At 73.1% G+C, this 12,953-nt stretch carries 10 protein-coding genes; 3 read left to right on the top strand and 7 right to left on the bottom strand.

Annotation, left to right across the window (positions count from 1 at the left end; translation table 11 throughout):
- Positions 1-412: 412 nt before the first annotated feature.
- Both ACIREO_RS25910 and ligA read right to left on the bottom strand, forming a co-directional pair.
- Positions 413-1,258 carry a rod shape-determining protein gene (locus ACIREO_RS25910; protein ID WP_404114300.1) on the bottom strand — a complete coding sequence of 282 codons (846 nt, stop codon included), beginning with the start codon at positions 1,256-1,258 and terminating at the stop codon, positions 413-415.
- 145 nt (positions 1,259-1,403) lie between these two features.
- The gene (gene ligA / locus ACIREO_RS25905; protein WP_404114298.1) at positions 1,404-3,500 is read right to left on the bottom strand and encodes an NAD-dependent DNA ligase LigA; all 2,097 of its coding nucleotides are present in this window, start codon (positions 3,498-3,500) and stop codon (positions 1,404-1,406) included.
- Between the two features lie 295 nt (positions 3,501-3,795).
- Here ligA and ACIREO_RS25900 point away from each other — a divergent pair, with 295 nt between their 5' ends.
- Positions 3,796-4,851 (top strand): LacI family DNA-binding transcriptional regulator, encoded by a 1,056-nt coding sequence (locus ACIREO_RS25900; protein WP_404114296.1) that lies wholly within the window; start codon positions 3,796-3,798, stop codon positions 4,849-4,851.
- A gap of 13 nt (positions 4,852-4,864) precedes the next feature.
- On the opposite strand, the gene ACIREO_RS25895 is transcribed toward ACIREO_RS25900, so the two are convergent.
- On the bottom strand, positions 4,865-7,096 hold the full coding sequence (locus ACIREO_RS25895) for a phage holin family protein (protein WP_404114294.1): 2,232 nt from the start codon (positions 7,094-7,096) through the stop codon (positions 4,865-4,867).
- A gap of 305 nt (positions 7,097-7,401) precedes the next feature.
- Between ACIREO_RS25895 and ACIREO_RS25890 the strand changes: the two genes are divergently transcribed.
- Entirely contained in the window at positions 7,402-8,178 is a 777-nt protein-coding gene (locus ACIREO_RS25890; protein ID WP_404114292.1) for an MBL fold metallo-hydrolase, read from the top strand.
- The gene (locus ACIREO_RS25885) at positions 8,175-8,801 is read left to right on the top strand and encodes a DedA family protein (RefSeq protein WP_404114290.1); all 627 of its coding nucleotides are present in this window, start codon (positions 8,175-8,177) and stop codon (positions 8,799-8,801) included. The genes ACIREO_RS25890 and ACIREO_RS25885 overlap by 4 nt, the downstream gene beginning before the upstream one ends.
- A 26-nt stretch (positions 8,802-8,827) precedes the next feature.
- On the opposite strand, the gene ACIREO_RS25880 is transcribed toward ACIREO_RS25885, so the two are convergent.
- From ACIREO_RS25880 to ACIREO_RS25865, 4 genes are all read right to left on the bottom strand, one after another.
- The gene (locus ACIREO_RS25880; RefSeq protein WP_404114289.1) at positions 8,828-9,850 is read right to left on the bottom strand and encodes an MBL fold metallo-hydrolase; all 1,023 of its coding nucleotides are present in this window, start codon (positions 9,848-9,850) and stop codon (positions 8,828-8,830) included.
- 13 nt (positions 9,851-9,863) lie between these two features.
- Positions 9,864-11,102, bottom strand: a complete 1,239-nt coding sequence (locus tag ACIREO_RS25875) for an aminotransferase class I/II-fold pyridoxal phosphate-dependent enzyme (RefSeq protein ID WP_404114287.1) — start codon at positions 11,100-11,102, stop codon at positions 9,864-9,866.
- A 151-nt stretch (positions 11,103-11,253) separates the two neighbouring features.
- On the bottom strand, positions 11,254-12,102 hold the full coding sequence (locus ACIREO_RS25870) for an SMP-30/gluconolactonase/LRE family protein (protein WP_404114285.1): 849 nt from the start codon (positions 12,100-12,102) through the stop codon (positions 11,254-11,256).
- Entirely contained in the window at positions 12,099-12,872 is a 774-nt protein-coding gene (locus tag ACIREO_RS25865; protein WP_404114283.1) for an IclR family transcriptional regulator, read from the bottom strand. The genes ACIREO_RS25870 and ACIREO_RS25865 overlap by 4 nt, the downstream gene beginning before the upstream one ends.
- Between the last annotated feature and the right edge of the window lie 81 nt (positions 12,873-12,953).

The following is a 12,953-nucleotide window of genomic DNA, read 5'->3' as shown; positions in this document are numbered from 1 at the left end:
CCCACCCCCGCACGCGGCCCCGGCCACGGCCCGGAGACGTGCGCAACGGGGTCGGCGATGTACGCGGCTGAGCCGGCGTCGAGCGCGGGGTGGGCAGCGCGCGCGGGTACGTCTGCGTGCGCGGGGTCGCCTGCGTGCGCGGGGTCGCCTGCGTGCGCGGGGTCGCCTGCGTGCGCGGGGTCGGTGACTGTCTGCGCGGCACCCGGGCCAGACACGGGAAGCGCCGCTCCGGCTGCCGCGGGCGCGCCGCCGAGGAGAGCCAGGACGGCGAGGAGCAGCGAGGCAAGCAGGTGCCGCTCCTCGTGCGGCGGTGCGTGGTCCGGTCGTGCGACGTCCGGTCGTGTGCCGTGCGGTCGTGTGCCGTGCGGCCCCCTCGGGGGCGCGTTCCCCCGGGGTGCCCCCGGGAGCGGGGTCACCTCAGCCGGACCGGGCGGAGGGACACCACGCCTGCACCGGCGGTACCGAGGACCGAGTCCAGGATCAGCGCGGCGCCCCGTACGACAGCGGTCGAAGGGTCGGGGGCGATGCGCACCGGCACACCGAGGCGGCCCGCGATCAGGCCGGTGACGTCGCGGCGGAGCGCTCCGCCGCCGGTGAGCACGGGCCCACGGCGCAACGCTCCGCGCACCGAGCCGTGCTGGTCATCACGCCACATGGACGTGATCATATCGAGGACGCTCCCCACGAGGTCGGCAGGGAGTGACAGGGGTTCGAGATCGCTGAGTCCCGCATCGGCCTGGCGGGCGTCGACGACCTTCCCGTCCACGAGCAGGGCGACTTCGGTCAACTCGGCACCCATGTCGACGACCAGGACCGGCCCGCCGCCCGACGGTCCGGCGCACGCGGCCGCCGCGCTGGCGCTGTTGAGGACCACGACACCGGACGCGCCCAGAGCGGCGAGGAGTTCACCCGCCAGGGTGCGGTGTTCCGGTCCGGCCAGGACGGGGTGGCTGAGCACGATCACGCTGTCGTGCCGGTGGTCGCCCAGCGCGGTGTCGGCGAGACGGCCCAGCATTCCGGCGCAGGACTCCGCGTCGACGATGCGTCCCCGCCGGACGGGACGGCCGGAGCGGCCTTCCCACCCCGCCGGCCCGCCTGCGACGAGGCCCCGCTCCGGGACCCAGGCGCGGGTCCCGGAGCTTCCGAGGTCGATGGCCAGCCCTCTGACGGGACCGGGACGGTGCGCCCGGCCCGCACGCGCCTCCCGCTGCCGGAGGACCGGCCGGCCGCGCCGCCGTCCGTCACGCGAAGAACGCATAGGCCCTCACCCTCAGGTCTGCCGCCACAGCCGCCGTACTCGCCGACCGCTGATAGCTAGGCATGGTCGAGCCCTCACTATGCAATACAGGGACTGGAAACGCCACTCCCTTGACAATTCCAAGGCGTGGCCCGGCGTGTGCCTTTCACCCCTCCAAGGCCAGGTAGCTCTCGACCAGCTCCGCGAATTCCTCGGGCGCGGCTATCCGGACGCCCAGGTCCTCGGCTTTGGCCCGCTTGGAACCGGCCTTCTCTCCGGCGACGAGCAGGCTCGTGCGCTTGGAGACGCTGGAGGAGGACTTCCCGCCGGCCCGCTCGATCAGCTCGTTCATCTGATTGCGCGAGAGCTCCTCCAGGGCCCCGGTCATGGCTCCGGTGACCACGACCGTCATACCGGCGAGCGGAAGGCCGGCCGGGTCCTGGCCCTCGGCGCCGTCCTCCGGCTCGGTCCCCGGCTCCGGCGGCGGAGTCGCACCGGGCTCCGTCATGTTGACATGCGAAGCCATCAGCTTGCCGATCAGCGGCGCCAGCTCCTCCAGCTCCGCGACGACCGCCGCCGCCTTCTCCTTGCCGATTCCGTCGACCCGCTGCAACGACTCCGCGTCCGCGGCGACGATCCGGTCCATCGAGGCGAAGTAGCGGGCGATCCTACGGGACATGGAGCGGCCCGTGCCGCGTACGCCGAGAGCGCAGAAGACTCGGGACAACGGCCGGGCCCTGGCCGTCTCGATGGCCGCCAGCAGATTGTCGGTGGAGGTCTCCCCCATCCGCTCCAGGGAGAGCAGCTGCTCCCGCTCCAGCGTGAAGAGGTCGGCGAAGTCCTGGACGAGGCCCGCGTCGACGAGCTGGACGACCCGGGTGGCACCGAGCCCTTCGATGTCGAGCTGATCACGGCCGGCGGCGTACGACACGGAGGCGACCAGGCGGCAGTCGCGGCCCCGGACGCAGCGCCAGCGCTGCTCGCTCATGTCGATCTCCGACCCGCACTGGGGACAGACCTCGGGGAACGCGACCGGCTGCTCCTCCCCCGTCCGCAGATGCGCGACCGGCGCCTCGATACGGGGGATGATGTCGCCCGCCTTGTAGACCATGACATGGTCGCCGACGCGCAGATCGCGGCGCGTGATGTCGGCCGGATTGTGCAGGGTGGCGTAGCTGACGGTGGATCCGTCGATCTCGACGGGCTCCAGCACGGCGCGGGGCGCGATGATGCCGGTCCGGCCGACATTCCACTCGACGCCCAGGAGCCGGGTGACCTTCTCCACGGCCGGGAGCTTGTAGGCGATGGCCCAGCGCGGTGCGCGCGTCCCCGATCCCGCGTCGCGCTGGTCGGCCGCCAGATCCGCCTTGATCACGATGCCGTCGATCCCGAACGGCAGCGAGGCGCGCAGGGCGGCGATGTCCTCGACCCCGGCCTGCACCTCATCGACCGTGGTGACGGTGAGCGGGGCGACGGCGGTGTCAGCAGCCGTGTGCACACCGAGTCCCGCGACGTACTCCAGGACCTCGCTGTGCGGGAGGCCGGCCAGAGTGGCTGTCAGCTCGCCGGACTCGGGGAGCGCGAGCGCGCCGTACGCGAAGAAGGTCATCTCCACGGTGTACGGGCGGTCCTTGGCCCGCAGGGTGCCCGCCGCCCCGTTGCGCGGATTGGCGAAGGGAGCGGCGCCGTGCTCCGTGCGGACCGCGTTCGCCTGCTCGAACTGCTCGTCGGTCATGAGGATCTCGCCGCGCACCTCCAGGGTGGCGGGAGTGGCCAGCCGCCCGGGCAGGCCGAGCACCGTACCGATCGCGTGCGAGACGTCCTCTCCCGCCGCGCCGTCACCACGGGTGATCAACTGGTCGAGTCGGCCCTCCCGATAGCGCGCGGCGACCGCCAGGCCGTCGAGCTTGGGCTCCACACTCCACGCGGCGACGGGTCTGCCTATCCGGCGCTCCACGGATGCCGTCCAGGTGACGAACTGCTCGGCGGAGAACACGTTGTCCAGCGAGAGCATGGGGACGGTGTGCGGCACGTCCCCCGAGGCTGCCCCGCCCGCGACCTTCCCGGTCGGCGAGGCGTCCAGCACCTCCTGCGGGTGCTCCTCCTCGTAAGCCGCGATCGCGCGCACGAGCCGGTCGTACGCGTCGTCGTCGAGCGTGCTCTCACCAGCGTCGTAATACGCGGCGGCGGCACGCTTGGCCTCTTCCACCGCGGCCGCGTAGGCGGCGGTGTCGGCGAGCACAGCAGCTGAGTTCGTCGTCATGACCACCATCCTGCCGCCCACCACTGACAACGCCCTCCGGCCACCGTGACGACCCGTTGTCGAGAGAGCGCTCTCTCACCTCGGCGGGACACCTGGCCGAAGGAACCCCAGTCGGAGCAGGTCTCGCTCTCCGAGACGAAGGCGGGAAGCCGGGCGGAGGCCACCGCGCGGGCGCGGGCCCTCGTCACCGCGCGCGGGGAACAGCTGGCCGACATGGCGGCGTTGTGCGCGGGCAAGGCCGCTGACGTGCCGGAACCCTTCGCGTGCCCATCGGATCACCCGGTATAAAGACTGCATGACTGCCGACGTATCGCCGCCCGTACGCCCCGCCACCCTGGAGGACGTGGCCGCGGTGGCGGGCGTCTCCCGGGCGACCGTGTCCCGTGTGATCAACGGAGCCACCACAGTGGACCCGGCACTGCGGCGGGTCGTGGAGGAGGCCGTGGCCACCACGGGCTACGTCCCCAACCGTGCGGCGCGTTCGCTGGTGACCCGGCGGACCGACTCGATAGCCCTGGTGGTGTCCGAGCGTGAACGGCGCCCGGTCTCCGAGCCGTTCATCGGCCGGATGTTCTCCGACCCGCACTTCGGACGTGTGGTCGGCGGGCTGATGGACGTACTGCGCCCCGCCGGGATCCAGATGGTGCTGATGCTCTCCGACGACGAGGCCTCCCGCGATCAGCTGCTGTCGTACCTGCGCCAGGGGCATGTCGACGGAGTGGTGCTGATCTCCTCGCACGCCGACGACCCGCTGCCCGGACTGCTCCACGACACCCGGCTGCCCGCCGTGCTGGCGGGCCGGCCCCGGCGGCCCACCCCGCTCACCTACGTCGAGGCGGACCAGCGGGCGGGGGCCCAGATGGCGGCCGACCACCTGGCGGCCCTGGGCCGGCGGCGCATCGGGACGGTCGCGGGCCCGCAGGACATGCCCGCGGGGCAGGTGCGTCTGACCGGCTTCGTGGACGCGCTGGAGCAGCACGGCATCGGGGACGTGGTGACCGCCGAGGGGGACTTCACCCAGTCGGGCGGGGCCTCGGCGATGCGGCAGCTGCTGCGTGAACGGCCGGATCTGGACGCGGTGTTCATCGCTTCCGACCTGATGGCGCTGGGCGCCCTCCCCGTGCTGCTGCGGGCCGGCAAGGATGTGCCGGGCGACGTGGCGGTGGTGGGTTTCGACGACAGCAACGCGGCGGTGGCGTGCGATCCGCCGCTTACGACCGTGCGTCAGCCGGTTGAGGAGATGGCCGCCGAGATGGCCCGGCTCCTTCTGAAGCAGATCGCCACACCGGCCGACGGTCCCGCACCGTCCGTGGTCTTCCATCCGGCACTGGTGCGGCGCGAGTCAGCCTGACACGCGGGGCACCTCACCCACGTGCGCCCGGTACGGCGTCGCCGGGGTCCGGGACATCGGCGCGGACAGGGACATCCGATGCGACCGGTCCGCCCGGGAACGGTTCGTCCAACCGCACCGCCCCGGTGAAGCCCTCCTGCCGCAGCGGCACCTGGGGCCCGGACAGCTCCCGCAGCCAGCGTGCCAGCACCCGGTGCACCGCCTCCGCCCCCACCGGGCCGGCGGCCGGGATGCCCACCGGACCGGCCGGAGACGCCCCGCGGGGGGCCTCCGCCGCCACGGCGTCCAGCGGATCCGTCAGCGTCCGCGGCCACAGCAGGAACGGCCGCGACTGTTCGCCGCCGAGCCCGCCGTGCGAGCCGATCTGCTCCTCGAAGGCGTGTACGCGACCGGTCGCGGGGTCGTACATCGAGTTGACCATCACATCCGCGACATGCGGGAAGCCGTCGGTCCGCCGCACCGCGTCCGCGGCGCCGGGACCGAAGACGGCCATCGGCCCTTCCCCGTCCGTCAGCTCGGCCACCGGGACCTCCGCGCCGCCCGGTCCGAGCACCACCGACCCGTGCTTCCGGCTCCGCACGAGCAGGAAGCCGATCCCGGGATGGGCGGCGAGCGTGCCGAGGAGTGCGGGGTAGCGCCGGTCGAGCTGCTCGCGGGTGGCCCGCCCCTCTATGTCGGGGAACGAGAGCAGCCCGAGATTTCCCGAGGCGAGCACCACCGGGTCGGACGGCTTGGCGGGGTGCTCCGCCTCCTGCTCCCCGGCGACGGGTCTGTGCAGTGCGATGCGCACGGCGTCGCGGGCCTCCGAGGCGCTGCGGGTGCGCTGCGCCCGGCGGGGCACGGGCAGCCCGCAGGCGGCCCGTACTAGGTCCTTGAGTGTGAGGCCGTACCGCCCCGCGAAGGTCTCCCCCGGGCTCTGGCCGTGGTCGGACAGCAGCACGACGCGGTAGCCGCGCGGGGTGTGGTCCGCGATCTTCAGGATGAGCCCCAGCGAGCGGTCAAGCCGTGTCAGGACCTTCTCCGCGTCCCTGCTGAACGGCCCGGAGTGGTGGGCCACCTCGTCGTAGGCGACCAGGTCGGCGTAGACCGCGGTGCGGCCCGCGAACATGTCGCCGATCACCGCGGCGACCACCACGTCGCGTTCCACGACGGTCGCGAAGGCCCTGATGAAGGGGTACAGCCCGCCGCGCTTGACCCGGGGTGACTCCTTCCGCACCCGCGCCCGGACGGACTGCCCGATCTCACGGCCCACCTCGGCGACGAAGGACAGGGCTGTACGGACCGCGTTGGCCGGGTCGGAGAAGTAGGCGAAGTACCCGGCGCGCGAGCGGCGTCCCTTGCCGAGCCTGGCTGCCATCGACAGGACCAGGGCGAGCTGGTCCGCGCCTCCGCTGAAGAGGTTGCCCCGGCTCGCACCGTCGACGGTCAGCAGTCCGCCGTCATGGGTCCGGGCGATGGCCCTGCGCTGGAGTTCGAGGGCGCTGGCGGGCCTGCTGGAGACCATGACGGTGCCGGTCTCCTTCTCGAACCAGCGGAAGGCGGGCACATCGAAGTTGCTGCCGTGCAGGATGCCGAGCTGGCTGGCGCCGGTCTGGCTGGACCAGTCCGTGGTCCACGGGGTGAGCCGGTGGCCCGCCTCGTCGGAGAGCAGGCCGGCCACGGTCGGCATGAGGCCGTCGGCCGCCGCCTGCTCGAGTACGTCGTGGCCCACACCGTCGAGCTGTACGAACACGATCCCGGGCGGGACGCCGCGGCCTCCGTCCGCCATGCGCGTACCGCTGCGTCTGCGGCGCCGGTCGGCCAGGCGGGAGAGTCTGCGCCGGTAGGCGTCGTCGTCACGGACCGCGAGGGCCGTGGAGGTCGCGGACGCGACGGCCGACATGACGGCCGCCACGACGACGGCGGTCTCCGGGTCGGCGTCCCCCCGCCCGTCGGGGATGAGCCACAGGGCGATCAGCAGCAGCGAGCCGTTGAGGAAGAAGACCAGGGCGCCCAGCACCAAGGCGGGCACGATGAGAAGCGCTCTGACGAGCACGGGCCACACCAGGGCGGACAGGAGTGCGAACGCACCCGCGCCCCAGGCCGCGGTGAAGGCGGTCCTCGTGACGGTGTCGCCGTCGTCGGCCTGGAGCTGGAAGTCGGGCAGGATGCCCGCCAGCGCCAGCATGGTGAGTGTGGAGACGGCCCACACCGAGATCACGCGCAGGAGGGTTCCCCCCGCCTCACGCCATCGCCCGTCACTCACGCCGTTCCACCTCACGTCCGGGCCCGGTGTTCGTGATGGGCCCGCATCAAGCCTGTCATAGCCGTTTCCGGGTCCTCCCGGGCCCCGGGCCCTCTCCGGGGGTCGGCAGCCGTCGTATCCTGCGGTCGGCGAGGACAGCCGGCGGTGGATGCCGGCCCTGAACCTACCCGTACGGTAGCCCTCCGTAACCGTCTGCGAACGTGCCGGGAGAGGCGTGAAGGCGCACTCCGGCGTGGGAAGGGCGCGGACCGCATACCCTCGTACGGGTACGACCATGACGGGGGCGGGCGCGAGGAGGCAGGGCGGTGGAGGTCACCTGGTGGGGTCATGCCACCTGCACGATCGAGGACACCGGTGTCCGGGTGCTGACCGACCCGCTGTTCGCACGGCGCTTCGCGCATCTGCGCCGGCGCCGGGGCGAGCTCCCGCCGCCGGAGGCCGCGGTCGCCGACGCGGTCCTGATCTCCCACCTGCACTCCGACCATCTGCATCTCCCCTCCCTGGCCCGCCTCGCCCCCGGCAGCCTGCTGATCGTGCCGCGCGGCGCCGTCGGGGCCGTCCCTGGCCTCCGGCTGCTGCGCCGCGCGCGCGGGCTGCGGATCTCCGAGGTCGTCCCGGGGGACGCGGTGCGGGTCGGCGAGATCCTGGTCCGCGCGGTTCCGGCTCTGCACGACGGGCGCCGGCTGCCGGTCGGCCCTCGCCGGGTGCCCGCTCTCGGATACGTCGTCGAGGGAGAGGCCCGCACCTATTTCGCGGGCGACACCGGGCTCTTCGAGGGCATGGCCGATGCCGTGGGGCCGGTGGATGTGGCGCTGCTCCCGGTCGGCGGCTGGGGGCCGAATCTGGGGCACCACCATCTGGACGCCGCCCGGGCCGCGCAGGCGCTGACCATGCTGGAGCCGAGGTCCGCGGTGCCGGTGCATTACGGCACGTACTGGCCGATCGGGATGGACGGGGTCAAGCCGCACGAGTTCCATGCGCCGGGCGACGAGTTCGTGCGGCAGGCGGCGCGGGTCGCACCGGAAGTGGCGGTGCACCGGCTGGGGCACGGCGAGCATGTGAGGCCGGAGGCCCGTAGGTGATCGAAGAAGTGCTGGGGCAGCTGCCGACGGAGTCGACGCAGCAGGCCGTCGGCTACCCGTCGTTGTTCCTGCTCGTGGCGTTGGGGTCGCTGGTGCCGGTGGTGCCGACGGGAGCGCTGGTGAGTACGGCGGCCGTGGTGACGTTGCACCAGACGTCACCGTTCGCGCTGCTCATCGTGTTCGCCGTGGCGTCCGCCGCGGCGTTCCTCGGGGACATATGCCTGTACTGGCTCGGACAGCGCGGGGTGCGGTCCAAAAACGGTTCGAAGTGGCTGGAGGCGATCACCAGCAGGGCCGCTCCGGAGCGGCTCGCGCAGGCGCAGCGGAAGCTGGACGAGCACGACACGATGGTGCTGGTCCTGTCCCGGCTCGTGCCGGCCGGGCGTATACCGGTGATGCTGGCCTGTCTGCTCGGCGAGATGCCGCTGCGGCAGTTCGCCCGTGGTGACGTGCCCGCGTGTCTGGCCTGGGCGGTGACGTATCAGCTGATCGGGCTCCTGGGCGGTTCGCTGTTCGCCGAGCCGTGGGAGGGCGTGCTCGCGGCGGTCGTGCTGACGCTGCTGATCAGCGGGACGCCGGCACTCTGGCGGCGGCTGCGGACGCGTACGCGTACGGCCGACTGAGAATCCGGTGCGCCGGCCGGGCACGGTCAGGCTTCCAGCACGTGTGAGGCGCCGACCGGCAGGTCCCAGAGGTCGGCGCGCGGGTGTCCTGCCCGTAGCCAGGCCGTGCGGAGCCGGGTCAGCGGTTCGAGTACCGGTTCGGCGGAGAGCAGGAACGTCGCCCAGTGCATGGGGGCCATGGCGCGGGCCCCGAGGTCCTCGTACGCCTGCACGGCCTCCTCGGGGTCGGTGTGCACGTCCGAGAGCCACCAGCGCGGTTCGTATGCCCCGATCGGCAGCATGGCGAGGTCCAGGCCGGGATAGCGGCTGCCGATCTCCTTGAACCAGTGGCCGTAGCCGGTGTCCCCCGCGAAGTAGAGCCGCCGTCCCTGCGCGTCGCCGAGCACCCAGCCGCCCCACAGGGACCGGCAGGTGTCCAGGAGGGTGCGCTTGGACCAGTGGTGTGAGGGCACGAAGTCGAAGCGGACTCCGCCCAGTTCCACCGATTCCCACCAGTCGAGTTCGGTGACGCAGGTGAAGCGACGGCGCCGGCACCAGCGGCCGAGGCCGGCCGGGACGAGGAGCGGGGTGTCCCTGGGGAGCCTGCGGAGCGTGGGGGCGTCCAGGTGGTCGTAGTGGTTGTGACTGATGAGGACCGCGTCGACGGGCGGCAGCGCCTCCCAGGGGACTCCGACGGGGGTGATCCTGGCGGGGGTGCCCAGGATGCGCCGCGACCAGACGGGGTCGGTGAGGACGGTGAGCCCCCCGATGCGGACGATCCAACTGGCGTGTCCGGCCCAGGTCACCGCCGTCGTGTGCGTGTCCGTGACCGGCAGCGGCTGGGGGGAGTACGGCAGCCGGTGAACGCCCCGGAGTCCCTCGGCGTTGGGCCGCAGGGCGCGCTCCCTGGCCAGACGGGTCATGCCCCTGACACCCGGGAGCGGCGCCGTGAGCCGGTCGGCGAAGCTGCGGGGCCAGGTCCGGCGCTCGCCGAGGCGGCGCGGAGCGTCGACGGGACGGCTGGGCGCCTGGCCGGCTCCGGCGAACGGACGCTCGGTCTGTTCCGTCATCGAGAGGCTCCTGTCATCGGAGTTCATCGAGGGCTGCTGCGAAAATGCTCAGTGCTCGGGCGACATGCGGCAATTTCAAGGGCTCCACCGCAGTGAGGGACTCCGTCTGCTGCTCCGGGGTTGAGCCGAGGAGCGGTCCGGTACTGAGTCGCACCCGCAGCGCTCCCAGTTCGTCCCCGAACCGGTGCCCGCCGGGAGCGGGGGCACCGAGGCGTTCCGTCAGGTATTCCTCCAGCTCCATGGAGTCCGTGACGCCACGGGCGGCCAGCCGGGTGCGCAGCGGTCCGAGGTCTGCGTAGAGGTGGCGGCCGGCCTGCGGTGGCCTGGCCAGGGCGCCGACCGTGAGCACGGCGCGGTGCGCGGCGGAGGCGACGTGGGACTGGAGGTGCGCCGCCTGCCGGATCCTCTCCCTGACGGCCTCGGGCTCGCCCAGCGCGTGGGCCGCGGCACCGGCGACCGGCTCCGCGACGAGGGCGCCGAGCGCTGTGAGGATGTCGAGGACCCGCGCGCGGCGCGCGGCGGCGCGCGCGGTGGCCGGGAAGCGTGCGACGGCGACCGGCCAGGCGGAAGGGGTGAGGGATCCGGCCAGGTCGGACACGACGGTGACGTCGTCGGGGCACATCTCGGCGGGGCTGAGGAGGACGGTGTCCTGGGGCCGGTGCAGGGTGTCGCGCCAGGTCTCGTCGCTGACGATGTGCAGCCCCTCGGACACGGCGGCCTCGCAGGCCTCACGGACCAGTTCCGGCGGGGCGAGGGTCGCGGTCGGGTCGTCGGCCACGGAGATCAGGAGCAGCCGGGGCCTGCCGCCTTCGGCGCGCACCCTGCGTACGGTCTCCAGCAGGGCGTACGGGTCGGGAATGCCGCCGCACTCGGCGGGCGTCGGCACGTGGTAGGCGGGCCTGCCCAGCAGCCGTGCCTGCGGCATCCATGTGGCGGGGCAGGGCCGGGGCATGAGCACGTCGCCGCCGTACGCGGCGATCAGCGCGAGGAGGAGTGGCTGGACGCCCGGGGCCGCCGCGATGCCGTCGGGCCCGCCGTGCAGTCCCCGCCGCTCCCAGTAGGTGCCGGCCGCCTCCCGCAGGATCGTTCCGCCTCCGGGCGGCTCCGGGCGGGTCCGGGCTGCCGACGCGGCCAGCACACCGGCGAGCTCGGGCAGCACGGGCAGGCCGGGATCGGGGGCGGGCGGCCCGTACCGGACCGGGCCGTGGTCCTCCCCGGGCCGGCGGGGCTGCTTCCGCTCGCTCCACTGCATCCCGGGGCCTCCCTCCGCCTGCGTCGCCCCCAGGGTCTCCCGTCCGGATCAGGCGGAGACCCTCTGGCCCTTTATACGGAGGTTCCGCGGGCCCCGCCCGCGCACCGGCTCCGGAAGGTGCCGGAAATACGCACCCCGGCCCCCGGCACGCTCACCCGGCGAACGGCGTACCCGGCATGCCCTGCCCCGCGTCCGGCAGCACGAGCAGGGAGCCCGACAGCGGGTGGGGGGCGTCCAGGCCCGTCCGGGCGGTGGACACATACAGATCGCGGAGTCCGGGCCCGCCGAACGCGCACGCCGTGGGCCGCCGGACCGGCAGGTCGACGACCCGGTCCACCCGGCCGTCGGGGGTGTAGCGCCGGAGCGCCGCGCCGTCCCAGAAGGCGACCCACACACAGCCGTCGGCGTCCACGGTCAGCCCGTCGGGCCACCCGGAGCCCTCCTCGACGACGGCGAAGGGACGCCGGTTCAGGACGCGCTCCCCGTCCACGTCGAAGACGTCGATCCGCCGTGTGGGGGTGTCGATGTAGTACATGAGCCGGCCGTCCGGACTCCATCCGGTGCCGTTGCTGACGGTCACCGCGTCCAGGACGGGACTCACCGTGCCGTCCGGGGCGATCCTGGACAGTGTGCCGCCGGCCTCCGCCTCGTCGTAGCGCATGGTGCCCGCCCAGAGCGCGCCGTCCGGTGCCACGGCCGCGTCGTTCCCCCGACGCCCTGGGACGGGGTCGTGGACCAGCCAGGAGAAGGCACCGCCGGTGTCGTACAGCCCCGCTCCGTCCCGCAGGACGACCACGAGCCCGCCGCCCGCGCGGGGCTTCGCCGCCCCGACGTGCTGGCCGGTGGCCATGACCGTACGACGACCGGTCGACGGGTCGTACGTGTGGACGCGGGCCGAGAGGATGTCGACCCAGACCAGCCGCCCCGCCGCCGCGTCCCAGGTGGGGCCCTCTCCCAGCTCGGCCTGCTCACGCACGGCCACTTCCGGCGCCGGCCTCATATCTGGGGCCTGTGGTGTCCGAGCCGGCCGGACAGCGCGTCGGCACCGCCCGCCGCGAGCTGGGCGAGTTCCGCCTCGCGCTCCTCGGTCCAGCGGATCATCGGCACGGAGATGGAGAGCGCGGCGACGACACGTCCGGAGCGGTCCCGTACGGGCGCGGCCACACAGCTCACATCCGGGTTGGACTCCCGGTGCTCCACCGCTATGCCCCGCTTGCGGACGACGGCGAGCGCCTCCCGCAGCTCCGTGGCGTCGGTGACGCTGTTGTCGGTCATGGCGATGAGCTCGCGGCCGTCGAGGCGGGCGTCGAGCTCCGGCTCCGGGAGCGCCGCGAGCAGCAGCTTGCCGACGGAGGTGCAGTGGGCGGGCAGCTTCCTCCCCGCGGCGGAGACCATGCGGACGGCGTGGGTGGAGTCCACCTTCGCGATGTAGATGACCTCGGTGCCCTCCAGGATCGCCACGTGGACCGTCTCGCCGCAGGTCTCGGCGACCTCACGGGCCACCTGCTGGCCCTCGGCGGCGAGGTCGAGCTGCTCGGCGTAGCGGCTGCCGAGCTGGTAGGTGCGCACACCCAGCCGGTAGCGGCCCGGCTGCTCCGGGACCGTGACCAGGTAGGACCGCGCGGCGAGCGTGGTGAGCAGTTCGTGCACGGTGGTCCGCGGCAGTTGGAGCTTGCGGGTGACCTCGGGAGCGGAGAGAGTTCCCTCACCCTGGAGGAAGAGCTCGAGAACATCCAGCGCCCTGGTCACCGCAGGGACGAGTCGCCCCATGATCGCCCGCCAATCTCGTTCGACACTCCGGCCAATGACCGGAATCACGAACGCAGGCTAATGGCATGGAACTTGTCCGGG

Source organism: Streptomyces sp. NPDC102441, assembly GCF_044765585.1.
In the GTDB taxonomy this organism is placed as follows: domain Bacteria; phylum Actinomycetota; class Actinomycetes; order Streptomycetales; family Streptomycetaceae; genus Streptomyces.
The sequence above is the reverse complement of the archived record's forward strand: the minus strand, read 5'-3'. Positions and strand labels throughout refer to the sequence as shown.